The organism is Bacteroidota bacterium, from assembly GCA_016713765.1.
GTDB lineage: Bacteria > Bacteroidota > Bacteroidia > AKYH767-A > 2013-40CM-41-45 > Pollutiaquabacter > Pollutiaquabacter aromativorans.
In genome coordinates this window covers 1,139,247-1,164,584 of the sequence record JADJON010000001.1, presented here as the reverse complement: position 1 = coordinate 1,164,584, position 25,338 = coordinate 1,139,247, and the positions used below count along the sequence as shown (strand labels likewise).

The following is a 25,338-nucleotide window of genomic DNA, read 5'->3' as shown; positions in this document are numbered from 1 at the left end:
AAGTCAGTCAACTCTATTTGTCCAACCTTAAAATCAATACACTCATGAGCAAACTCACCCTGAAGCCCCTGGGCGATCGCGTGCTGGTAGAAGCAGCAGCGGCAGAAGAAAAGACCGCATCCGGAATCATCATTCCGGACACCGCGAAAGAAAAACCGCAGCGTGGTAAAGTCGTAGCTATCGGCACGGGTAAGAAAGACGAGCCGATGACCGTGAAAGTAGGCGACTCGGTTCTTTATGGTAAATATGCCGGTACCGAAATCACCATCGACGGACGCGAGCTTCTCATCATGCGCGAGAGCGACATCTTCGCCGTACTCTGATCCACCTTCGGCGGACCGGGAACGGCGATTTCATTTTTCAGTACCTCCAATACATTCAGTCTAACTCAACAAACAACTCATAAGCTAACATGGCAAAGGACATCACCTTTAACATCGACGCCCGCGAACGACTCAAGAAGGGTGTCGACGCACTGGCGAATGCAGTAAAAGTGACGCTCGGACCGAAAGGCCGCAACGTCATCATCGACAAGAAATTCGGAGCTCCGGCGATCACCAAGGACGGCGTAACCGTCGCGAAAGAGATCGAACTCAAGGACCCGATCGAGAACATGGGCGCGCAGATGGTGAAGGAAGTCGCTTCCAAAACAGCCGACGTAGCAGGTGACGGCACCACGACCGCAACCGTTCTGGCGCAAGCCATCGTAACGGCAGGTCTGAAGAACGTAGCCGCCGGCGCTAACCCGATGGATCTGAAGCGCGGCATCGACAAGGCTGTTGAAGCCGTAGTCGGTTCCCTCCAGAAGATGAGCAAGAAAGTCGGCGACGACAACAAGAAGATCGAACAGGTCGCTTCGATCTCCGCCAACAACGACCACGAGATCGGCAAACTGATCGCCGACGCGATGGCCAAGGTGAAGAAAGAAGGCGTCATCACGGTGGAAGAAGCCAAAGGCACCGAGACCACCGTGGAGATCGTGGAAGGCATGCAGTTCGACCGCGGTTATATCTCTCCGTACTTCGTCACCAACGCCGACAAGATGGAGACCGTGCTCGACCGTCCGCACATCCTGATCTACGACAAGAAGATCAGCGCCATGAAGGAACTCCTTCCGGTGCTGGAAAAGCAGGTACAGACCGGCAACCCGCTGCTCATCATCGCGGAAGAAGTTGACGGCGAAGCCCTGGCTACGCTGGTGGTGAACAAGATCCGCGGCTCCCTGAAGATCGCTGCCGTGAAGGCTCCGGGCTTCGGCGACCGTCGCAAGGCCATGCTGGAAGACATCGCCATCCTGACCGGCGGCACGCTGATCAGCGAAGAGCGCGGCTTCAAACTTGAAAACGCTGACCTCTCCTACCTCGGCAAAGCCGAGAAGGTGACCATCGACAAAGACAACACGACCATCGTTGGCGGTTCCGGCAAGAAAGCCGACATCACGGCTCGCGTGAACCAGATCAAAGCGCAGATCGAGACCACGACCTCCGATTACGACCGCGAGAAACTCCAGGAGCGCCTGGCCAAGCTCGCCGGCGGTGTGGCCGTCCTCTACGTAGGCGCCGCGACCGAAGTTGAAATGAAAGAGAAGAAAGACCGTGTCGACGACGCGCTGCACGCCACCCGTGCCGCTGTTGAAGAAGGTATCGTCCCCGGCGGCGGTGTCGCTTACATCCGCGCCATCAACGGCCTCGACAAACTGGCGGGCGCCAATGAAGACGAAACCACCGGTGTCGCCATCGTGAAGCGCGCGCTCGAAGAGCCGCTGCGTCAGATCGTAGCCAACGCCGGCATGGAAGGTTCGATCATCGTACAGAAAGTTCGTGAAGGCAAAGACGACTTCGGTTACAACGCCCGCTCGGACAAGTACGAGAACCTCTACTCGGCCGGTGTCATCGACCCGACCAAGGTGACCCGCGTCGCGCTCGAGAACGCCGCTTCGATCGCCGGCATGTTGCTGACGACCGAGTGCGTACTCGCCGACATCAAGGAGGAGAAAGCTGCTCCTGCCATGCCGCACGGCGGTATGGGCGGCGGTATGGACTACTAAGATCCACTGCTTCAGAAAAGAAACCCCTGCCATCCGGCGGGGGTTTTCTTTTTTATTTCCCCGCCCATTATCTTTAAGCGATCTCCCACTGAATGCTGCCCGAATACCGCACGTTACTGGAACAAGCCGTTAACCGGAAGAAGGAAAACAAAGCCTTTCTCGAACGGTTGAAGAAGAGCCGACCGGCCGACCTGGACCAGACGACCAATCGGTTACACGATGAGGCATTCGAACACATCGATTGCCTGCAATGCGGCAACTGTTGCCGGACCACCGGCCCCCTGCTCCTGAGCAAGGATGTGGATCGATTGGCCGGACATTTCCGAATACGTCCCGCCGAGTTCACCGAGCGTCATCTTCGGATCGACGAGGACGGCGATTACGTGTTCCGGTCGATGCCCTGCCCGTTTCTTGGCGGCGACAACTATTGCAGTGTCTATGAAAACCGCCCGAACGCCTGCCGGGAATTTCCACACACCCAACAACGCGACATCCGTGAAAAGCTCGGGATCACCTACCACAATACCATGGTCTGCCCGGCAGTCGCCGAAGTGCTGGAACGCCTGAAAGCACATTATCGATAATTCAAAATGGAAAAGAACCGACTGGAAGCCTTTAGTGATGGCGTGCTGGCCATCATCATCACCATCATGGTCCTTGAATTGAAGGTACCCCATGGTACCAACTGGACAGACCTGCTGGCGCTTTGGCCGGTATTCATCAGCTATGTCCTGAGTTTCCTGTACATCGGAATTTACTGGGGTAACCACCATCACCTGATGCATACCGCACGCCGCGTGAACTCCGGCATCCTGCTCACGAACCTGCATCTGTTGTTTTGGCTATCGCTCATTCCCTTCACCACGGCCTGGATGGGGGAGAATCATTTCGAGTCGAATCCCGTGGCCTTGTATGCGGTCAACCTGACAGCCGCGGGTATCGCGTATTTCATACTTCAGAAATCCATCGAACGTCATCACGCGAAGGACGATCAGTTGAAATCGGCCTTTCAAAGGCACGCAAAAAAAGGAATCGTATCGCAGATCGCTTACGCGGCAGCCATTCCGCTGGCGTATGTACATCCCATGATCTCCGGCATCATCTTTCTACTCATCGCCATACTCTGGATCGTTCCAGCCAAAGAGATCGAAGAAGCAATCAAATAATGCTGTCGTTAACGCGCGACCGGAAATCGAAGTACGCGCCTTGCTCCATCCTTACACCTAAGCTCAACGAGATACAGGCCGGCAGGTAAGGAACGAACATCGAATACTATTTCTTCTTTGCGTTCACGCACCATAACATCAACGAACTGTCCGTAAGCCGTCAGCATGCTTGCGCTGATAATCTGATCCTGTGCTGCTCCCCGGACATGCACCCGATCAATCGCCGGTGAAGGATAGAGTTGCCATTCATCCACACCAGAAACGCCTGATAAGCCGGTACTACTGCAGAGCACGGCATTGAGTGTATCGGCCAGGGGAGTCGCTGCGATGATTCCGGAACCCGGACTTGTTTCCAAATAGTCGCCGGTGATCTCCCAGATGATGGCGCCCCGAAGGTTATGGTCGTTGATGTACTGCGCCTTCCGCGCGATGGATTGTTCGTCGTCGTAGGAGACGAAGGTGTTCAATCCGTTCCGGCCGGTCAGATAGGGCACCTGGGCCTGATTGTCCCACCAGGTATCGAAGGAAGAAAGGTTCAGGAGAATGTTGTAATACAGCGGCGACCCGTCATCGGTAAAGAACGTGATGTTATCAGCGGTTTGCGTGGAAGGAACGAACAATCCCGGCGCACCCGTGGTGACGGCGGAACGTCCGTAAAATGGAACACCCAGCGTGATCCTTCCGGGATCGACTCCATACACCTGGATCAGGCGGGTGATGGCACTGTCGCAGTTGAACGTGACATCGCCTACGTTGGGCGCATAGAGGGGTGCATTGTGATTCGTGGTAGCATCCCAGGCACCGAAGAAATCGTACGACATCAGGTTGATGATATCGAGCAAAGACGTGACCGCGGGCCAGTCGACATCGTCCATCCGGTCAGCCCCAGCGCCGACGGCAGCGGTCAGCAACATGTTCCGGCCGAGGGTGTTTCCGGTTGCATCGATCGAGTCACGGACCTCCGAAAGCAGCAAGGTAAAATTGGCACGATCGGCCGGAGTGCCGTTGTGATCCGGGAAACCGGGGTATTCCCAGTCGAGATCGACACCATCAAGGTTGTACTGCCGGATCAGCTGTGCACAGTGGTGGGCGAAGTTCGTCCGTTTGACGGGATCCGCAGCGATGGCAGGAAAGTCATTCGAAAGCGTCCAGCCGCCGACAGAGATCACGACTTTCACCCCCGCGCTATGTGCCAGATCGACGATCGAGGTATTCGGCAGGTAACCACCATTCGCCCAGTCGGGCTCACCCAGCAGCAAGTTCTCATCGGCCCAGGCATCTGTGCCGGTAATGGAACCATCCGGCATAGGCTGAAAGAACGCGTAGTTGATGATCGTATAACGGTCGTATCGGATACCGGCAGGCTTCACCAGTTTAGCCCGATCGTACCACTGCCAGGCAGGGTAATACCCAACGACCTCTTTACAAGGCTGCGCAAACAGCGCCAGCGCTGACAGCAGGAGCAGGAAACTGAGAATCAACCGCATGATCAGATTTTATTACCGAAGAAAGCGAGCGATTCCATGTCAAACATGAAGGCTCATCCATAGAAGTCCTTAAAAATACGCAGTTATTTCACGGAATAGTAATAGCCTTTCAGCCTGAACCACCTGCTATCTTTAAGTGTTATAAGCTGCGTATGATCTTTTCCCCCGTCAACTTACAAGATGAACTGATCCGTGAACGGATGCGCCAGCAGCGGATCATGAATGATGTACATGATCTGTTCGACGCAGGAACACGCCGTGATCAGGAAGTACTGGATCGCTTGGCCGGTCGAGGACGGCCGACGGAACCGCAGCTGGCGCTTGACGCGGCGGATCTGGCGCATGTATTCACACTTGACCAGATCCGGCAGACCTGCATTCGCTTCCGGCTGCGGTTTCTGGACACGCGTTTCTTCCGGTCCGAGTTTCCATACGATGCCGTATTAAAGATCCGCGCCTTCGAAGAACGATACAACATCCGGATCGAACGCTTCCGCATCGCGGCGCCGGATCATGCTTTTAAACTGGAGAACATCAACAAAGACCCCTTGCTCTTTGCCGAACTGGCGGACGGTCGATACTATCTTCTGCATCAGTGGGGAGAAGACCTGGCCTGGTACAAACGATTCCTGCTCTGGCCATTACAAAACCTCAAGACCTTCCTGCTGACGATCCTTTCCATCAGCTTCCTGATATCATTTCTGATTCCCTCCGCGGTGATGCACGTGTTTACCCTCCAAAGCGAGATCTACCTGCGCATCTGGTTTGGACTCCACCTATTCATCGGCTTCACTGGAATTGGTCTCTGGGCAGGCATCTCGTTCGACAAATCTTTCTCCAGCATGAGCTGGAACAGTCAATACCGCAACTATTGATTTTCACAATAACAAAAGCGGCCCTGCTATCTGTATAGCAGGGCCGCTTTCGTATGGCACCAGGGGTCATCAACGCGTAACGACAATCAGCGCGTAGATCACGCCGGGCAGCCAGAAGATCAGGGTTAGGATAAGACTGATCCAAAACTCTGTTCCGATTCCGAACTTGAGGAAAACCGCAAGCGGAGGAAGGAGAATGCACAATACGATGAGCAGCCAGAACGGCACATCTTCCTGCGGATGGAAAAAGCGTTTAGCCGCCTGCTTCACTTGCTGAAATTTGGAAGCGGATTGCACCGACTGTTCTTTCGCAAACAAAGTTGAGGTTGCATCAACCGCTGCCGGGGTTGAACGGGTATGCTTCACCTGCGTCACGGTTTCGTTCGAGGCGACTACCGGAGGCTGTGCTTCAACAACAGGAACAGAATAGTGTTGCTCGACGAGCGGCTCATTTTGCGCTTGCGGTAAGGCAGAGACGATCACCGGCATCTTTGCCGTTTGTTCAACCTGACGTTCAGCCGTAACGCTTTGACGGTGCCCGATGCCGGCATCAACGTGAAAGCCCTTACGATAGCGGCGTTTTGAAATGTCGAGGTGCAGATCAGGACTGCAGGCGGTAAGCAGCGAAACAACGGCCACTGCAAGGAATAGAATACGTTTCATCGTGCGTGATTTTGAACAAAAGTAAAATAGCTTTGGGCTGTATCAATCTCGCGTTGCCGGAGTTATGAACCGGGAAACTGTTGGTTGCGTCAGGGATTCGCCCACACTTCATCAACGAAGATGAACGCAGGATAACCTGCGCCCGGATGCCAGATGGGCAATCGTCCATAATTCACCGCTTTCACTTTCAAGTAACGGGCAACAGTGACGGGAATATGTCCTTCGAAATCATGCAGGACATTCTCCTCCAGTCGATCGGAAAGCGAATTTGTAACGGTCAATACGGTCTTATAAGTCTTGCCATCGTCCGATAACTGGAATTCGACCGACTTGGGCATCAGGATCCAGGAGCGCATATCCTGCAGGAAGCCGCCGCCGAGTTCACGCACCGGCATGGGCTTACCGAAATCAATCACGGCTTCAAAGTCGGCGCCCTGATAACCTTGCCAATCCCCTTTTCGCCAGTTGGTCGTCCCCCTGATCCCATCGATAATTCCTTCCGGACCTCCTGCCGTATACTGCGGGTTGACTTCGGTAGCAACAGCCACCTTCCAGTCCGGATGCGGATACGGCTGGACCTCGGCGCGTACGACACGGCTGAAACGGTTTCCACGAACGGCCATTGACTGTACCGTGGTCGCTTCTTTCACGGTGAAGGGGCCCGTGTAAGTACGCAAGCCCGAGCGTGTGGGTCCGGGACCCGACCACTTCTTTTCAAGGTCGACCCCATCCACTGAGTAGAGGATCGTATCACCGGCTGCGGCACTGATACTGATCGTCATGGAATCGCGCAGCAACTTTCCATTCGTATGGATCACCGGATTAATGACGATCGATGAATCCACTGCGACTTCAGGGTGCGACCACGTTCCAGTTCCCCAATTCGATGCCGGGCGGTCACTCAGGGTAAAACTCATGGAACCGCCTTTGGACAGTTCTTCGTGCGAAAGAAAGGCCGTGTTTCGCACCTGACCGTTCACCTCGAGAGACTGAATATAACAGCGGCTCGCCGAAGGCTCGTCGGCACGAACAACAAACGACTTACCATCCTCGAGATGGATCGTCACCTCCTGAAACCAGGGCGTACCGATCGCATAGTAGGGAGCTCCGGGTGTCACGGGATAAAATCCCATCGCGCTGAACACCAGCCAGGCCGACATTTGGCCACAATCCTCATTGCCGATCAATCCATCGGGGGAAGCCTGATAGAACTCATCCATGATCTTGCGCACCAATCGCTGTGTCTTCCAGGGTTGACCGCAATAATTGTAGAGGTAAGCCATGTGATGACTCGGCTCGTTCCCGTGTGCATATTGTCCGATCAGTCCGGTGATATCGGCCTGTTCCCGACCCCGGGTCCGGTTATCAGCAGCGAACAGCGCATCCAGTCGTCCTGCGAATCGCTCCATTCCTCCGTGTATCCGCATCAACCCGGGAATATCCTGCGGAACATAAAACGAATATTGCCAGGAGTTCGCCTCGGTAAAATTATTGTTGACTTCATACGGATCGAAGGGAGACAACCACCCACCGTTAACCCGGGGTTGCATAAAACCGGTGACCGGGTTCAGCAGGTTCTTCCAGGATTGCGATCGTTCGAAATACTGCTGCGCCAACGGCCCCTGACCAAGCCGTTGCGCCATGGTGGCAATGCACCAATCATCATATGCATACTCCAGCGTCTTGGAAACCGACTCATGCTCATCGTCCAGGGAGAGCATCGCATGTTTCATGTAAGCCCCGAGGCCGTAGCGTTCTTTGGCTTCAGCGCTTTTACGCATGGCCATCAGGGCCTGCATGCGGTCAAAACCGCCGATACCCTTCGCGTCGGCATCGGCAATCACCGGCACCGCGTGATAACCGATCATGCATTCGGTCTCATTCGCGGACAACTCCCAGACGGGTAATAATCCGCCTTCCCTGTACTGCCGGAGAAACGTGTTCACATAAGCCGTAGTTCGCTTCCGGTCGATAATCGTCATCAAGGGATGCCATGCCCGGTAAGTGTCCCACAACGAGAAAACCGTGTATTGTTCCGGCCCATCAATGGCATGCACCTGACCATCACGACCACGATAGCGACCATCTACATCGGAATAGACGTTGGGGACGATCATGGTATGGTAGAGGGCCGTGTAGAAAATCCGGAGTTGCTTTTCACTTCCTCCCTTTGCTTCGATCTTACCCAACTCCCGGTTCCAGGCAGCGCGTGCCGCGCTTTTCGTCGCGACGAAATCCCAGCCCGGCAACTCGCGCTCAAGGTTCATTCGGGCGTTGGCTTCGCTCACGGAAGAAAGGGCGACCTTCACCAGGAGTTCGTTTGATTTGTCTTCTTTAAAGCGCAATGTGTAGTGCAAACTATCGGGAGCTGTTTCGTTGCCCGGGAGATTGATCAGTTCGAATGGCCGAGAAAACTCCATGGAGAAATAGACGACCTGATCCCTCGCCCAGGCGGAAGAGCGCCGATAGCCTTCAATTCGTCTATCGCTGACCATCCGCATTTCCGCACCAAGGACTTTATCACGATGGCGCAGGTCCAGCAGGACCCGGTGTTCACCAACGCCATTGAAAGCATAACGATGAAACCCGACTCGCACGGTGGTGGTAAATTCGGTTTTGACACCTACAGTCGGAAGATCCACGCTGTAGTATCCCGGTTCCGCCAATTCATCCGCGTGTGAAAATCGCACGGGCTGGATCGGGGTTCCATCTAACTTGTTGACATACGGCAGCAGCAGGATATCGCCATAATCCGAGCATCCGGTCCCGCTCAAATGGGTATGAGAAAATCCATACATCATGGAATCCGAATGATGGTAACCGCCGCAACCATCCCAGGAACCATCAACGCGCGTATCGGGGCTTAACTGCACCATTCCGAAAGGCAGGGTCGCACCGGGATAGGTATGACCATGGCCCCCTGTCCCGATGAACGGATCAACATGGCGGGCGAGGTCGACCTGGGCGTTGGCCTGGAATGAGAGACAGGCGAATAAGCTGAAAAGAATCTTCTTCATGTTCGTTTAATACGTATCGACCAGGGATCGAAAGCGTAGACGTGTGCTGTCGAATGTCTTCCCCGGTCTTTCCACTATTCGAATGCGATAATTCTCCTTTGGCAACAAGGTAAAATAGTTTTCCTCAAACCAGGAAGGATCCCCGTCCACACTGAGTTCGACACCCAGCGCAAGAACACTGGAGCGAAGCTCAATGTATTGCGCTCCTACCGGCCCGGGTATGACCTTGATCGACATGGCCGGCCGGTATAATTTCAAATTCCTGGGTGAAGTAAAGAAAACGTCACGCTGGCTGATGACCTCATCGTGTGACACCAAGCGGATCCTCAACATGGCATCGCAGGTATCCATGAATCGCAGTACGGGCGCGAGATTGGAGGAATACACCCGACTGACAGCGGACGACTTTGCATCGGCAGCGGCCACTTCGCTCCAACGGATATTCCCATGGAAATCGATCAGCGTGAGCTCCATCCGCAGCAGGAGATCGGTCGCTGAATCATTCACGACCCGCACTTCCAGTCGCTGCCCATCCACCCGTGGTAAGAGTCGAACGGTACTGAACGCTTCGGTGACCGCCCAGTGCGCCGCCTTCTTGCGGCCGGTATGATCCACCGTACTCCAGGAAACCACCGGCCAGGTATCGTTCAGTTGCCAGTACAACGACCCCATACAAAGCGGCATGGCGCCTCGATGTGCATCAATCGCCGTGACAAGAGCATCCGCTTGCAACAATTGAGATACATGCGCATACGATTGAATGTCCTTTGGGTCGCGGTACCGCGCTTTCATGTATTCGGTGATCGTCTGATAGCCGGTAGGATGCTTCTGATGTGCCGCCAGCGCGCCTTTGGATGCATCCAACACTTCCGAACCTGCGAACTCACGAATGGTCGCCATGCAGGGAAGCCCTTGAAAACCATACTCACTGACGAACCGGCCATAATGATCTTCATAGGTAGCGAACGGAGCATGTCCCCACCATACGCCCCAATAATGCACGTCCCCTACCCGATAAGCCGCACTACGTCCCCAACCCGTTGCCGGGGAAGAGGGGTGATAGGGACGATCGTCATTTGATTTGACCACACCGGGAAGCACATCATGAAACAGACAATCATAGGCCGCCTTGACTCGCATCGAGTCTTCCGGTGTGTATCCGTATTGACGCTGCCAGCCCCAGTTGTTCCAACCTTCGTCCGATTCATTGTTGCCACACCACAAGGCAAGACTCGGATGATTCCGAAGACGACGTACTTGCCCGATCGCTTCCTGCTCGACATTTTTCCTAAACTCATCATCCAACGGGACCATGGAGCAGGCGAACATGAAATCCTGCCATACCAGAATTCCAAGGCTATCACAAGCATTGTAAAACGCATTCGGCGGATAGATCCCTCCACCCCAAACGCGTAGCATATTCATACCCGTTTCATTCGCCAGTCTCACCAAAGCCACCCAGGATGAATCATCCGACATGGTACTGAAATGATCCGGAGGGATGATGTTGGCACCTTTCATGAACAATGGACGATCGTTCACGACCACGGTGAACGCACTACCGACACTATCCACGTCCTGCTGAAGGCGGATCGAGCGTAAACCGACCAGGAGGGAATCTTCGACCGCATCGCCTCTGCTGTCGGACACGGTAATACGAAAAGGATACAACGGATGGCCGCCACTTCGGTTGGGCCACCAGAGCCTGGGCTGCTCGATCCTTCCACTTACGGAAAGTTGTTGCTTCCCTGCATTCAGATCACTCCACACTTCATAAACGCTTTCGGACCCTTTCCCTCCGGCAACACGAAGGTGATACCGTCCCGGAACCGCGACTTGTACCTCCGTGGTAAAATTCACAACGGCCACAGCGGAATCTAGACGTTCGATCGTGAACCTGGTGGCTTCAAACTGAAAATCATCCCAAGCATCGAGGTGAACCGGACTATAGACGCCGCATCCAATGAAACGGGCTCCCCAATCCCAACCGAAATGATAAGCGGCTTTACGCGCATAAATTCGGTCTTCCCCAGGAATGACGATGTCTGTTTTCTCCGCCTGCTGACGCGCGACCAGTATAGCCGGCTTGAATCTGATCAACAGTTCATTCTTCTTCTCCCGGAGTACTGACTTTACGGCGACGCTCCACTGCCGGAACATATTGTCGGCAGTAAGCAATTCGACTCCGTTCAGGCTGACAGTCGCATACGTATCCAAGCCGTCAAGTACCAACTCGATATTTCTGCGCGACAACAACTCGGCGCTTGCATCAAAGCGGCATCGGTAAATCCAGGCAACGCTGTCAATCCAGCCAAGACGAGACTCGTTCGTACCGAAATAAGGGTCTGGAATTCTTCCTGCACGCAAGAGGTCGCGGTGTACCGTGCCGGGAACAATTGCCGGCCACCATTCGGTAGAATCCTGCTGACGGAATTCCCACTGTCCTCCCAGTGTCCAAACAAACTTACCCGGGCGGGCCAATGCCTCCGACAGGAACACCGTGCAGCAGACCAGGGCAAACGCGAACAGCTTCTTCATCCAAGGGCTTGTTTCAGCAACCGGATGAAGGAAGGGTCCGAAACCCCATCCGGGCGATCTTCCGTCAATGCGTGCGCGGCAGGCAGTCGTCGTACGCGCGATCGCTTTGCGGAAAGGTGAATTTCCTTCACGCCTGATTCTTCCACGAGCTGACGAGCATGGTCCGCGGAAACACCGGCACCTGCGAGAATGGCTATACGATCTCCTGCTGCCAGGACCAGCTCACGTATCAACGATCGCCCCTGCCAGGCACTATCGGCCTGACCGGAGGTCAGCAAGCGTGAAAAGCCGAGCGCGATGATTGCTTCCAGGCTCTGCATGGGGTCGGCGGCACGGTCGAATGCCCGGTGAAAAGTGACTGGCAATGGGTTGCAAAGCGTTAACAGCGCTTTACAGTTCTCCTCGTCGACCCGTCCGGATTCCGTCAAGGCTCCGAAGACGAATCCGTCGACGCCGGTTTCCTTGAGAATCCGGATATCGTGCATCATGGATTGAAACTCGGACTCCGTATAAAAAAAATCTCCCTCGCGCGGCCGGATCATGGCAAAGATCGGAAGACGCGTAATGGCACGAGCCTCCAGGGCAAAGCCGGGAGAGGGTGTCAAGCCTCCGGCAGAGAGTGCGGAACACAATTCAATACGGTCAGCACCACCTTCCGCGGCGGCGACCACGGATTCCAGGTTTCCCGCCGCTACTTCGATCAATACACTCATTACTTGTAAAATGATTTTCCGTCGAAGAGTTTGTTCTCTACACGGCCCGACTTGACCGCATAGTTAAAACCGGGCTGCAGGCAATAAGCGCCATATTCACCATGCTTGTTCAAGGCAAGGAAACCAACCTGGATGTTCTTCGACTTTTCCGGCTGATTCTTTACGATCCGTTCAACCGCGATTCGGCATGCGTCTTCGGGAGCATTCCCCTGCCGCATAAGCTCCACCACGAGGTGCGATCCGCAAATGCGGATGACCTCCTCTCCGACTCCCGTAGAAGTGGCAGCGCCGACTTCATTGTCAACAAACAGCCCGGCGCCAATGATGGGAGAATCTCCGACCCGACCATGGAGCTTGTACGCCATACCACTGGTCGTGCATGCGCCGGAAAGGTCACCTTTCGCATCCAGCGCGATCATGCCGATCGTATCATGATTTTCCCAATTGACAACCGGTTTGTATTCGGACGTCTTCAACCATTCCTCCCACGCCTTTTTTGATTCCGGCGTCAACAGTTCTTCCTTCTTGAATCCATGATCCAGGGCGAACTTCAGGGCGCCTTCTCCAACCAACATGACATGCGGGGTCTTCTCCATGACCAATCTGGCTACACTGATCGGATGCATGATATGTTCCAGGAATGCGACCGATCCGCAACCGGCGCGTTCGTCCATGATGCAGGCGTCGAGGGTAACACGTCCGTCGCGATCCGGCAAACCGCCGTAGCCGACGGATTGAACTTTCGGGTCCGCTTCGGGTACGCGCACCCCGGCTTCTACGGCATCGAGCGCTCGTCCGCCTCTCGACAAGACATCCCAGGCCGCGACATTCGCCGGAATACCATGATCCCAGGTTGAAAGTACGATGGGGCCATCAGCAGTTACCAATGGCGATGTGGCCCTGGCCCATGAACGACCGCCTGCCAGAAACGCGGCGGCAAACGAACTCAATTGAAGAAACCTGCGACGTGGAAGTGCCATGTGGAGTATTATTATTCAGCCTGAATTTCATCCGCAAACAACCAGGCAGGTCTGCCGGCACCTGCATTTCCATCCGGGATGACACCGGCATTGCGCGCGACGATGCGGACATACTGCGCAGCGGTCGGCGGAAACTTAATGGTGCACCAACGATCAACCGTTCCGGCAGTTTCCTTCGTCCAACTTCCAACCGGTGTGAAGTTCCTGCCATCCTGGCTGACGGACACTTCAACGGATATCGGATACCAGATCCAGGAACCACGATCTTCCAGAAAGTCAACCGCCACACGCCGGATTTCCTGCGCTACACCAAGATCGATTGTAGCATCCAGGTCGGTTCCCGAGAATCCAAGCCAGTCAGAACCGAACCACGGAATCGGGCCGGTTACTCCGTCCACCAATCGGAACGCGCCACCGTTGGCATATTCCTCCGCAGGCGGATTGGCAAGTTGTACTTTAGAGGCGGTTGCACGATTAAGTCGGTAAACCTGACTGGCAACACTGCCGATACGACGTCCTCCATCAAACATAGCAGCCTTAACGCCTGCTGATTGCCCAATCGGAATCGGACGCTCGTATAAAGGAGATCGCAAATCCGGATCTTTCCCATCCATCGAATAACGAATCTGTCCGGAAGGGTAACTTGAACTAAGGGATACCGCCAGTTGTGATCGTTCAAGTGGGAGTGATTCCAAACGAACATCACAGATCGCCTTACTGTAATTCACCTTGAGCAGGTCGAGTAATTTCATGTGGGACACTAACCTGCGAGAAAAATCCGCGAAGTCCTTTCCGGCTTTCGGCGACCAGGCAACCTCTGCGAGGGCGATCATGCGGGGAAGTGCCATGTACTCGACTTGCCTGAAATTCGGTATGTACTCTGTCCACAAGTTTCCCTGTGTTCCCAGAATGTACTTGCCTTCGCTTGCCGACAAAGCATCGGGAACCGGTTCGAAACGATAGACCATGTCAATTGGAAGGTAACCACCGATCGACAGGGGCTCACCCGGATTGTTGGATTGGTAATAATCGAGGTAACAATAGGCTGTAGGCGCCATGATCACATCATGTCCCTGACGAGCTGCATCCATACCACCTGCATAGCCACGCCATGACATCACCGTAGCGTCGGGAGCTAATCCACCTTCGAGGATTTCATCCCATCCAATGATCCGTTTTCCCTTTGTCGCGACGAATTTTTCCATCCGCTGAACAAACCAACTCTGCAAGGCATGTTCATCTGCAAGACCCAGCTCCTTCATGCGCGCCTGGCAACGCGGGCAGGATTTCCAGCGATCCTTCGGACATTCATCACCTCCGATATGGATGTATTTCCCCGGGAACAGGGCGCACACCTCGGTCAGCACATCCTGCAGGAAGGAAAACGTCTCTTCACGCGTACAGAACACATCCTGAAAAACGCCCCAGGTACGACCGGTTTCAAACGGACCGCCGGTGCAAGACAATTCCGGGTACGCGGCCAAAGCTGCAAGCGCATGTCCGGGCATTTCGATCTCCGGAATCACTTCGATGTGCCGTTGCGCTGCATAGGCGACCACTTCCCGAACATCATCCTGGGAATAATACCCTCCATAACGGATCGTATCGTACCGTTCCGGACTCTCGCTGTAATGTCCGATGCGCGTACCGTTCCGCCATGCGCTTACTACCTGCAACCTTGGATACTTCTTGATCTCGATCCTCCAACCCTGATCTTCGGTCAGGTGCCAGTGGAACCGGTTCATTTTATAGCGAGCCAGGTGATCCAGGTAACGGAAAATCTCCTGCTTAGTAAAAAAGTGCCTGCAAACATCGAGGTGCATTCCCCGCCAGCCGAAACGTGGCACATCTTCTATCTCCACTACCGGCACTTCAGCGCTGATCACTTTCCCGGCCGGCATCAACTGATACAGCGTCTGAAGGCCATAGAAAATACCGGCTGCAGCCCTGGCTTGAATGACCACTTCGCCTGTGGATACCGTCAGTCGATAGCCTTCATTTCCCAATGAAGCGTTTCCATCCAGCGACAGGTAGATTGAGTTGGGGCGGGAAGCTGCGGCTGTTTTTGAGACCGGACGAAAACCATACAGCTGTTCGATCAAGGTCGCAAACAATCCCGCTTCGGAGCCCAGTTTGGCATCCGTGAACAAGAGCTCGGTGTTCGCATTGAAGCGAAATACTCCCTCACCCCGTTTGATGGATTCCGGCCTGGGAACCAGCGGCAAGTCCGCTCCTTGAGCAAAGACAGTATGATCCATGAAGAAGATCCCGAGTGTCAGGATCAGACTAATCATCAACTTTCTGTTTTCCATTCGTTCCAGGCAAGAGAAGCTGCTCCCAGCAAGGCCGCATCGTTTTCGGGCAACCCGCTGGGCAATAGTTTCACTTTATGCTTATAGATATTGAGTAGGTTCTTTTCGAAACTGATCTGCGTGGGATTGAACAACAGCTCTCCTGCCGCTGCGATTCCGCCGAAAAGGAAAATGGCTTCCGGGCTGGTGATCGCAACCGCGTTCGCGAGCGCGAAACCCAGCATTTCTCCGGTGTAATTGAATGCGTAGAAAGCGTCTTCATCGCCGGCAAGCGCTAATTCATAGATCCCCCGAGCGTCGGGTTCGCCATCCGGATGTCTCTTTTCGGCTCCAGTACTGCGCATTATTTCCGCATAGGTCCTGACCAGGCCCGTCGAACTGCAATATTGTTCGAGGCATCCGCGTCGGCCGCAACCACAGGGACGGCCATGCTGGATCACGATGGTATGCCCGAGCTCACCGGCGAATCCGTCGTGACCGTAGACCACTTGCCCATTCACGACGACGCCGCTGCCCAAACCGGTTCCCAGGGTGATGAAGAGGTAATCTTTCATTCCCCTGGCTGCCCCATAATAAAGTTCACCCAATGCCGCAGCGTTGGCATCGTTGGTCAACACTGCCGGCAGGTTCATTCGATCCTGGAACAAACTTGCCAATGGAACAATTCCCTTCCAGAGGAGGTTCGGGGCAAACTCGATCGTACCTTTAAAGTAATTTCCGTTGGGCGCCCCTATTCCGATATGAACCGGAACAGTACCGGGAGTTTGTTTCAGCAGACCCTGAATGGATGCGGCAACTCCTTCCACGAGTCGTTCAGGCGTCGGATGATCGGTTGTCAGTATACTGGTCTTTGCCAGCAAACGCCCCTCGGCTGTTACCAGTCCGATGGCCGTGTTGGTCCCTCCTATATCGATCGCTGCAGCTACTCGTTGATTCATGGAATTCGGATCCGTCCGTAGGAACCCGGTGAAGTCACTTTGCCAAACATCCGAAAAATAGCGACAAGCTGGGAAAAGGCGATCAACCTGTATAAAAAAACGAGCGGGAATCCCTGAGGACTCCCGCTCGTTCAGTGTAGTTTCTGGAATTACTGAATTCGTTTGACGTTGACGGCATTGAGACCTTTACGTCCTTCGGTAACTTCGAATTCTACTCTGTCGTTCTCACGAACTTTGTCGATGAGTCCGCTGTGATGAACGAAGACATCCTTCTTCGATTCATCCGACACAATGAACCCAAAACCTTTGGATTCATTAAAAAATTTAACCGTTCCGGTTTCCATGAATTGGTATTTTACTCACCCTGAACACCATCGCCCGCGAACAGTGATCAGAGCATTGGGTTTTGTTCCTGATATGCGGGCTATCCAAAGGTAATATTCTTAGAATACCGCGCAAGTCAGCCCCCCTAAAAAACTCAATTTCCGGAGAGTAATTCCTTGACGAGCTGCGAAACGAGCTTATTATCGGCCTTTCCAGCCAGTTGTTTAGTGGCCACCCCCATGACCTTACCAAGTTCCCCTGGTCCGGTAGCGCCGACCTGCGCAATGATCGCCTGAAGAGCCGAGCGGACTTCCGCCTCACTCATCAGTGCCGGGAGATACCCCTCGATAACTGCGATCTCTTCACGCTCCGCGACGGCCAGGTCTTCCCTGCCCTGCTGTACGTAGATCTCGACAGACTCTTTTCGTTGCTTAACCAGTTTTTGCAACATCCTGACCTCATCGGCTTCAGCGATGGTTCCGCCACCGCCGGAAGTCTTTGCAAGCAGAATGGCCTGCTTGATCGCACGGAGCCCGCGCAATGCGGCATCGTCCTTAGCGAGCATAGCCGTTTTCAGATCGGCGGTTATTCTTTCTTCAAGTGCCATGATGAATGCTGTCAGGTTTTGTTGGGAATCCCAAAGTTAGAATTTCCACAGGAGACGATGATAAAGGCACGATAAATAAAAAAACCCTCCCTGGGGATGGGAGGGTTTTTACACTGGAAAAACTATTGAAGGAAAGCTACGCGGACGCGGAGTCGGGGTATCGGGGAAGCGGAGTGATCCGGGTCCGGAGTAGTGCGTTGAAAAATCTTAGTCGACGTTATCGTGCAGGAAGGAGTTGTTCGGGCGCAATTCCGATTTCTTACCTTCCTCCTCGCCCGTCAGGGTATATCGGGAGACATTCGATTCACTGGAATGCGGTATCGAATCAAGCTTCACATTACGACGACGGAAAGCCGGCTCACGCTCCAGGTCCGTCACGTTACCATTTCCGATCTTCATGCTGAGCGACTTCAGCTTCGCGATACGCTCCTTGGATTTACGGAGTTGATCGTCCATCGGGTCCTCGTACGGCGTATCGTTCAGGGCGTAGATTGAATTCACACGCTCTTCCTGCTTCTTCTCCGTTTGAGGAGCAGCTACAGCGGTTTCCTGCTGGGGCAATGCCGTCGGGAAATTGAACTCGAAGGTCAACTCACTGCCGGCTACCACCTGGTCAGCTTCCGATTTCAAAACCGGTTCCATGGAATCGATAACCGGAGTCTCTGCAGGTACGGCATCAGCGGTCAGGGGCTGGTCGAGGACATGAACGGTCTTGGCCGACTTGTGCTCGCGCTCGGTTTCGACACCTTGCTCTGCCCGGGTCTTGAAACCGGTGGCAATAATCGTAACACTCAGTTGCTCGCCCAGGCTTTCTTCATGGCAATTTCCCCAAATGATGTCGGCGGTTAAGCCGGCCTGATCCTGGATGTAATCCGTGATATCGCCGATCTCGTCCATGGTGACCTCCTTGGAACCGGATGCGATGTTCATGAGGATGTAACGGGCGCCCTTGATGTTGTTGTCGTTCAGCAAAGGCGAGGAAAGCGCCTGCTCGACTGCCTTGACGGCACGGTTATCACCTTCTGCGATGGCGGAACCCATGATCGCAACACCGGAATTCTGTACGGCTGTCTTCACGTCTTCGAAATCGACGTTGATGTATCCCGTCACGGTGATGATCTCCGCGATGCCTTTCGCCGCGGTGGTGAGAATGTTATCAGCGTTCGCGAATGCTTCGGAAAGGTTGAGGTTGCCGAACATTTCACGGAGTTTCTGGTTGCGGATGATGAGGATGGAATCGACACTCTTCTTGAGCTGCTCGATACCGTCATCAGCTTGTTGTTTCCGCTTCTTGCCTTCGAACTCGAACGGAATGGTGACGATCGCGACTGTCAGGATCCCCATCTCGCGTGCTGCCTGCGCGATGATCGGCGCGGCGCCCGTTCCGGTTCCTCCGCCCATGCCCGCGGTGATGAAAACCATCTTCGCGTTATTGAGCAACAGTCGACGGATATCCTCGATACTTTCGATCGCCGCATTACGGCCAACCTCCGGAATCGAACCGGCACCGCGGCCGTCCGTCAGACTTAGTCCCAGTTGGATCTTATTGGGAACGGGAGACATTTCCAGCGCTTGTGCATCGGTATTGCAGATGATGAACTCCACGCCCTTGATGCCCTGGCGATACATGTGGTTGACGGCATTGCTGCCGCCGCCGCCGACACCGATTACTTTGATGATGGAGGGCTGGTCACGAAGCAGATCGAATTCCATATGGTGTGTTTGTTAAGGTCGTTGATGTACTATATATAAAGAGGTATCAGGTAAGGGGCTGGTCGGAATCGTCCTCGTCGAAGATCTTCTCAAGAATGGACTTGATGAATCCGCGCTTGTTGTTGTCTTCGGTCGGCTGTGCCACTCTTGCTTTATCTTCCTTGGCCGACTTGCCGGCCATGTTCCTGGCACCCGTTTCGGTAACAGTTTGCTGGCTGGCCAACTGCGACTGGCGCTTGCGCTCCAGTTCGTGGAAACCTTTGATGACGAGGCCAACGCCGGTAGCGTACATCGGGCTCTTCAGTTCGTCGGCGCCTTTGGCCAGGTGTTCATTCGGGTAGCCGATGCGGGTATCCATGCCGGTCAGGTATTCAACCAGCTGCACGATATGCTTGAGTTGGGCACCGCCACCGGTGATCACGATCCCGCCGATGAGTTTCTTTTCATAGCCGGAGCTTCGGATCTCCTGGTACACCAGCTCGATGATCTCTTCCATCCGGGCCTGGATGATACTTGCCAGGTTCTTCAGGGAGATCTCCTTGGGCTCGCGGCCGCGCAGTCCGGGAATCGATACGATCTCGTTTTCCTGGTTCTTATCGGCCAGTGCCGAACCGAATTTCACCTTCAGCAGTTCAGCCTGATTCTTCAGGATCGCGCAACCCTCCTTGATATCTTCGGTAATGACATTGCCCCCGAACGGGATCACGGCAGTATGCCGGATGACGCCATCCTGGAAGATGGCGATATCGGTCGTACCGCCGCCGATGTCGACGAGCACTACGCCGGCTTCCTTCTCTTCCTCAGTCAAAACCGCTTCCGAGGAGGCCAACGGCTCCAGAAAGAGGCCCTCCGTCGTGAGGCCGGCACGCTTTACACACTTGTAGATGTTTTTCGCAGCGGTTACCTGCCCGGTAATGATGTGGCAGTTCGCTTCCAAACGCACACCCGACATGCCGATAGGATTCTTGATCCCGATCTCGTTGTCCACGATGTACTCCTGTGGAATGACGTGGATGATCTCCTCACCCGGCGGCATGGCCAGTTTGTACATGTCGGCTACGATGGCATCGATGTCCGCCTGCGTGATCTCGTCGTCCGAACTGGAGCGCGTCCGCATGCCATGGTGTTGGAGGCTTTTGATATGTTGACCAGCAATACCGACGAATACGTTATGGATATCCACATCCGAACGGCCGGAAGCTTCCTCAATGGATTTCTTGATCGAAGCGATGGTATTGACGATGTTCGTCACCACCCCGCGGGTCACGCCAAGCGACTCGGACTTTCCGTAACCCAGGATGTCGATCTTCCCGAATTCATTGCGACGGCCGACAATCGTACAAATTTTGGTTGTACCGATGTCAAGTCCTACTACGATCTCGTTTTCCATTGTGCTGGCCAATATCATTTTAATGCCGTTGGTGTCCCCTTTGTTTGCTACCGTCCCCTTTAATCACGCTTGCGGTCAGTGCGCGGCAACGACCTGGTCGTGGTATTTAAGGTTGATGGTCTTGTATTCCCCCCACCCCTTTTTATTCAACGCTTCGCGGTAGAACCAGCGAAGATTTCGAAACTTCACATCCAACCGGCTGGCGTCACCCAGCAGGATCGTGTGGTTGCCCACCCGTGGGACCAGCTCGATGTCACCGTTCAGATTCACATAGAGTTGTTCCGTCTGCGAAAGCCAGAACGGGTCTCCCTGAAGGAACTGTGCCACCCGGAAGACTTCATCGATCCTTGACCGCTTGATCGACGTGTCGGCCCGCTGCTCTTCCGAATATTGAAGGATGTTTCTTTCCGCTTCCCGATCGAACAAGTAACCGTTTGCAACAGGCACCCGGGCGGTATATTGACCCGAGAGTGGCATGAAAGTCCCTTGTTCGTCGATGTAGAAGCTTTCGCCTAATTGATTGATCACGCGTACGATCGGTGTACGTTGAATCACCTCGACATACAGCTTCCCATCAATGGATGAAAATACCTCGGCTGTTTTCACGAAGGGGTTGTTGCGAATGATACTTTCCAACAAAGCCGTGTTAATTGCATGCAAGGATTTTCCCTCAACCGCTCCGTACTTGTCCCGGATCATCGCTTCTACATCATCGACTTCCACGAAACTGTGACCGATCGTATCCGTAATGTGTACATGAACACCGGTACAGGCCATCGAATCCTGTCGTGAGCCGGTGAATCCGACTGATACGACGAATACGATTCCGAGGGCGGACCAGCCGCTGATGCGGCCTGCACGTTTCCAGTCAATGGATTGAAATCGCTTCCACATAGGCTATAGCTTATTGAGCATATCACGCAATGGTGCCACCAGTTGATCAATATCACCGGCGCCAAGCGTTAACAGTACTTCGGGTTGTTCTTTCTTAACCAAATCTAGTGCTTCATGCTTGCTGACGATCCGTCGGGCCGGAATGGTCATGCGGTCCAGGATCATTTTAGCATTCACCCCCTCAATAGGAAGTTCGCGTGCCGGATAGATCTCCAATAGCAGTAATTCATCCAGCAACGAGAGACTTTCGGCAAAGCCATCAACGAAATCCCGGGTCCTGCTGTACAGGTGGGGTTGAAAGATGCCCGTGATCTTTTTCCCGGGATACAATTCTCTGGCCGACAGAATGCAAGCCTTCAATTCTTCCGGATGATGGGCATAATCGTCGATATAGACGTGTCGGTCCGTGTCGACCTGGTAGTCGAACCGGCGGAGCACACCGGTGTAGGACTCAAGTCCTTTTCGAACTTTCTCTTCCGGCAAGTCCAGTATCCGCGCTACGGTTGTAGCTGCAACTGCGTTTTCGACATTGTGATAACCGGGCAATCGGGTCCACAGGTTCTTCCATTCGGCCCCTAAGCCCGAATAGGTGAAGGTGTATCGATGCGAATCGATACGAATATCCTTTCCGGAGATCAGCGAAGCTTCCCGGATCGCATACGGCACCACCCTGCCGTCGGACGGCAAGGGCAAGCCTTTTCGGTGAATGACCCAGCCACCGGTCTTGACCTGCGCAGCGAATTGCCGATAGGTTTTCACCATTTCCTCCGCATTCCCATAAATATCGAGGTGATCGGGATCCATGGAAGTAACTATGGCGATATCAGGATAGAGGGTCAAAAAGGAGCGATCATACTCATCCGCCTCAACGACCACATAGTGAAGACCTTTATAGGGCTCGCCGATCAGCAGATTGTTGTGGTAATTCTTGGCGATTCCTCCGAGGAAGGCCGTACAGGGAATCCCTGCCGACCGCAACAAATGGGCAACCATGGAAGATGTGGTTGTCTTTCCATGGGTACCTGCTACTGCGATGGTGAAACTGTGTTTCGTGATAAGGCCCAGTACCTGAGAGCGCTTCATGACCGAGAATCCGTTGTTGCGGAACCAGTTCAGCTCTTCATGTTCTTTCGGGATCGCTGGTGTAAAAACAACCAGGGTAGTCGATGGATCGCGAAAATGCTCCGGTATCGCAGCAACCGAATCCTGATAGCGGACCAACATACCCTCGCGCTCCAGTTCCTCGGTCAGCGGCGTGCTGGTCCGGTCATAGCCGCCTACCTGCTTTTCCTCTGCACGGAAAAAGCGTGCAAGGGCAGACATTCCGATGCCTCCGATGCCGACGAAATAGACGCTTTTTATATTGGCAAACTCCACGATCAGGATCCTTTCGATGCGATTGATTTCACTTCCGCTGCGATCCGCTTTGCCGCATCCGGCAAGGCAAGTACGGCAATCCGTTCCGACAGGAGGCGACGCCTTTCCCCATCGGAAAGCAAGGTCAGGGCTTCCCTGACCAGCGATTCCCGCGCATCCTGGTCACGCACCAACACCGCGGCATCGTGCTTCACCAGGGCCATGGCGTTCTTGGTCTGATGATCTTCCGCTACGTTGGGCGAAGGCACAAGAATCGCGGCTTTTCCGGTTAGCGTTAGCTCCGATACAGAACTAGCTCCCGCCCTGGAGACGACCAGGTCGGCAGCCGCGTAGGCCAGGTCCATCCGCGCGATGAAGTCGAACGCCTTGATGCCTTGCTGCTCGAACTGTTTGGCGCATGCCTGCGCGCGACTGAAGAAGGATTTCCCGGTTTGCCAGATAAGCTGAACCTTCGCCCCCGCAAGACGTTCCAGATCATTTTCCAGCGTTTCATTGATGGTCCGGGCACCGAGGCTTCCACCTATGGCCAGTAACACCGGCTTATCCGGTGACAATCCGAAAAATTGCAAAGCTTCCGACCGCTTCCCTTCGATATATTGTATATCGGGCCGGACCGGATTGCCGGTCAGCAGGATCTTATCGGACGGGAAGTATTTTTCCATTCCCTCGTAGGCCACACATATTTTATTCACACGCTTCGCCAGCCATCGGTTCGTGAGACCGGCGAAGGAATTTTGCTCTTGTATCAAGGCGGGTATGCCCATCCGGGTCGCCATGAACAACAACGGCCCGCTGGCATATCCGCCTACTCCCACTGCAACATCCGGACGGAATTCACGAATGATCTTCCGCGCCTTCAGCAGGCTTTGCAACACCTTCCACGGCAAGGTCAGGTTTGAAACGCTCAGGCTGCGCTGGATGCCGCGAATCGGCAAACCGACGATCTTAAACCCTGCTGCCGGTACTTTTTCCATCTCCATCCGTCCTTCCGCTCCAACGAAGAGTATCTCGGTCGACGAATCCGCTTCCTTGAGCGCTTTGGCGATCGAGACCGCGGGGAATATATGCCCGCCGGTCCCGCCTCCGCTGATGATCACCCGCAACTCATCATGCCGTGGCAAGCTCGTCCCCTCCTTCCAACTTTTCCTTTTCGACCTGGCGACTAACACTTAGTACGATACCTACTGCCACACTGGTAAAGATGATGGAGGTACCGCCCATACTGACCAGGGGCAAGGGTTGTCCGGTGACCGGAAACAGGTTCACGGCAACGGCCATGTTGATCATGGCCTGGAATACCAGGGTGAACGTGCATCCGACTGCGACCAGCGTACCGAATGCCATTGGACTATGGTGCAGGAAGCGGACCACCCGGTAGAATAACAGCAAATACAAAAACACGATCAACACGCCACCGATCAACCCGTACTCTTCAATGATGATCGCATAGATGAAATCCGAATAGGGATGCGGCAGGAAATTCCGCTGAACGGAATTACCCGGGAATTTGCCGACAATCCCCCCGGTGGCAATGGCGATCTTGGACTGGTCGGCCTGGTAGTTGTCTTTGTGTTCCTCATCACTGAATCGCTCGATGCGGGCCATCCACGTGTCGATCCTTCCCTTATTCCCGGTCGCAATGGCGATCAGCAGATAAAGTCCGAATCCGGCAATTCCGAGTCCGATCAGCGAGAAGATGAACTTCAACCGGATCCTTCCGATGAACATCAGAAACAAGCAGGAAGCAAAGAGCACGGCGGCTGTACTGAAATTGGCCGGCAGGATCAATCCGCATACCAACAGCACCGGAAGCACGACAGGAAGAAAGGCCGTCCGGAAACTGGTGATCTCATCCTGCTTCTTCGACAATACGCGGGCGACGTACATGATCAACGCGATCTTGGCGAAGTCGGAAGTCTGGAAGGTGATGTTGATTCCCGGAATCGTCAACCAACGGCTGGCTTCGTTCAGATTCGTGCCCAGCGCGAGTGTCAGGATGAGCAAAGGCACTGCGATAATCAGCGCGAATTGCGATACCCTCGAATAGACAGTATACTTCAACAGATGCGCCGCATACATCAGGCCGATACCGAACAACAGCATGGCCAGGTGCTTGAAGAGATAGTACTCCGTATTTCCGTCCTTATACCGGTAGGCAAGGCTGCCGGCACTGCTGTATACTGCCAGCAGCGAGAAGATCGAGAGGATAAAAACGACCAACCAGATCGTCCGGTCCCCACGGAAGTACTTATCAAGCCAGGTGGATTGCATCAGGTAAGATGTATTCGGTGAAATGA

General features: G+C 54.1%; 21 protein-coding genes. 5 read left to right on the top strand and 16 right to left on the bottom strand.

The annotated features are described in order from the left end of the window. Positions 1-44: 44 nt before the first annotated feature. The 4 genes from IPJ96_04500 (at position 45) to IPJ96_04485 (ending at position 3,213) form a co-directional block, all read left to right on the top strand. Positions 45-323, top strand: coding sequence for a co-chaperone GroES (locus IPJ96_04500; protein MBK7909610.1), 279 nt, complete (start codon positions 45-47; stop codon positions 321-323). Positions 324-412: 89 nt separating this feature from the next. Then, positions 413-2,047, top strand: coding sequence for a chaperonin GroEL (groL, locus tag IPJ96_04495; GenBank protein MBK7909609.1), 1,635 nt, complete (start codon positions 413-415; stop codon positions 2,045-2,047). A 92-nt stretch (positions 2,048-2,139) separates the two neighbouring features. Then, positions 2,140-2,631 (top strand): YkgJ family cysteine cluster protein, encoded by a 492-nt coding sequence (locus IPJ96_04490; protein ID MBK7909608.1) that lies wholly within the window; start codon positions 2,140-2,142, stop codon positions 2,629-2,631. A gap of 6 nt (positions 2,632-2,637) precedes the next feature. Then, positions 2,638-3,213 carry a DUF1211 domain-containing protein gene (locus IPJ96_04485; GenBank protein MBK7909607.1) on the top strand — a complete coding sequence of 192 codons (576 nt, stop codon included), beginning with the start codon at positions 2,638-2,640 and terminating at the stop codon, positions 3,211-3,213. An 8-nt stretch (positions 3,214-3,221) separates the two neighbouring features. On the opposite strand, the gene IPJ96_04480 is transcribed toward IPJ96_04485, so the two are convergent. Continuing rightward, a complete protein-coding gene (locus IPJ96_04480; protein MBK7909606.1) occupies positions 3,222-4,700 on the bottom strand; it encodes a hypothetical protein in 1,479 nt (492 codons plus the stop codon). A 152-nt stretch (positions 4,701-4,852) separates the two neighbouring features. Between IPJ96_04480 and IPJ96_04475 the strand changes: the two genes are divergently transcribed. After that, positions 4,853-5,575 carry a hypothetical protein gene (locus IPJ96_04475; protein MBK7909605.1) on the top strand — a complete coding sequence of 241 codons (723 nt, stop codon included), beginning with the start codon at positions 4,853-4,855 and terminating at the stop codon, positions 5,573-5,575. Between the two features lie 69 nt (positions 5,576-5,644). Here IPJ96_04475 and IPJ96_04470 read toward each other — a convergent pair whose 3' ends face one another. From IPJ96_04470 to IPJ96_04400, 15 genes are all read right to left on the bottom strand, one after another. Further along, positions 5,645-6,064: a YqaE/Pmp3 family membrane protein gene (locus tag IPJ96_04470; GenBank protein MBK7909604.1), complete on the bottom strand. Its 420-nt coding sequence runs from the start codon at positions 6,062-6,064 to the stop codon at positions 5,645-5,647. 263 nt (positions 6,065-6,327) lie between these two features. Continuing rightward, on the bottom strand, positions 6,328-9,255 hold the full coding sequence (locus IPJ96_04465) for a GH92 family glycosyl hydrolase (protein MBK7909603.1): 2,928 nt from the start codon (positions 9,253-9,255) through the stop codon (positions 6,328-6,330). A 6-nt stretch (positions 9,256-9,261) separates the two neighbouring features. Next, positions 9,262-11,793, bottom strand: a complete 2,532-nt coding sequence (locus tag IPJ96_04460) for a glycoside hydrolase family 2 protein (GenBank protein ID MBK7909602.1) — start codon at positions 11,791-11,793, stop codon at positions 9,262-9,264. Next, positions 11,790-12,506 carry a copper homeostasis protein CutC gene (locus IPJ96_04455; protein MBK7909601.1) on the bottom strand — a complete coding sequence of 239 codons (717 nt, stop codon included), beginning with the start codon at positions 12,504-12,506 and terminating at the stop codon, positions 11,790-11,792. The genes IPJ96_04460 and IPJ96_04455 overlap by 4 nt, the downstream gene beginning before the upstream one ends. Further along, complete coding sequence (locus IPJ96_04450) at positions 12,506-13,486, bottom strand: N(4)-(beta-N-acetylglucosaminyl)-L-asparaginase (protein MBK7909600.1); 981 nt, start codon at positions 13,484-13,486, stop codon at positions 12,506-12,508. The genes IPJ96_04455 and IPJ96_04450 overlap by 1 nt, the downstream gene beginning before the upstream one ends. Positions 13,487-13,497: 11 nt before the next feature. After that, positions 13,498-15,780, bottom strand: a complete 2,283-nt coding sequence (locus IPJ96_04445) for a family 20 glycosylhydrolase (protein MBK7909599.1) — start codon at positions 15,778-15,780, stop codon at positions 13,498-13,500. Continuing rightward, positions 15,780-16,736 carry an ROK family protein gene (locus IPJ96_04440; protein MBK7909598.1) on the bottom strand — a complete coding sequence of 319 codons (957 nt, stop codon included), beginning with the start codon at positions 16,734-16,736 and terminating at the stop codon, positions 15,780-15,782. Before IPJ96_04440 ends, IPJ96_04445 begins: the two co-directional genes overlap by 1 nt. A 149-nt stretch (positions 16,737-16,885) precedes the next feature. After that, positions 16,886-17,080: a cold shock domain-containing protein gene (locus IPJ96_04435; protein MBK7909597.1), complete on the bottom strand. Its 195-nt coding sequence runs from the start codon at positions 17,078-17,080 to the stop codon at positions 16,886-16,888. A gap of 134 nt (positions 17,081-17,214) precedes the next feature. Then, positions 17,215-17,667, bottom strand: coding sequence for a GatB/YqeY domain-containing protein (locus IPJ96_04430; GenBank protein ID MBK7909596.1), 453 nt, complete (start codon positions 17,665-17,667; stop codon positions 17,215-17,217). Between the two features lie 207 nt (positions 17,668-17,874). Then, positions 17,875-19,380, bottom strand: a complete 1,506-nt coding sequence (gene ftsZ / locus IPJ96_04425) for a cell division protein FtsZ (protein MBK7909595.1) — start codon at positions 19,378-19,380, stop codon at positions 17,875-17,877. Between the two features lie 46 nt (positions 19,381-19,426). Beyond that, entirely contained in the window at positions 19,427-20,770 is a 1,344-nt protein-coding gene (gene ftsA / locus IPJ96_04420; GenBank protein ID MBK7909594.1) for a cell division protein FtsA, read from the bottom strand. Positions 20,771-20,845: 75 nt separating this feature from the next. Continuing rightward, the gene (locus IPJ96_04415) at positions 20,846-21,664 is read right to left on the bottom strand and encodes a hypothetical protein (protein MBK7909593.1); all 819 of its coding nucleotides are present in this window, start codon (positions 21,662-21,664) and stop codon (positions 20,846-20,848) included. 3 nt (positions 21,665-21,667) lie between these two features. Continuing rightward, positions 21,668-23,041 (bottom strand): UDP-N-acetylmuramate--L-alanine ligase, encoded by a 1,374-nt coding sequence (locus IPJ96_04410; GenBank protein MBK7909592.1) that lies wholly within the window; start codon positions 23,039-23,041, stop codon positions 21,668-21,670. Positions 23,042-23,043: 2 nt separating this feature from the next. Next, entirely contained in the window at positions 23,044-24,144 is a 1,101-nt protein-coding gene (murG, locus tag IPJ96_04405; protein MBK7909591.1) for an undecaprenyldiphospho-muramoylpentapeptide beta-N-acetylglucosaminyltransferase, read from the bottom strand. 4 nt (positions 24,145-24,148) lie between these two features. Next, positions 24,149-25,312, bottom strand: coding sequence for an FtsW/RodA/SpoVE family cell cycle protein (locus tag IPJ96_04400; protein ID MBK7909590.1), 1,164 nt, complete (start codon positions 25,310-25,312; stop codon positions 24,149-24,151). Between the last annotated feature and the right edge of the window lie 26 nt (positions 25,313-25,338).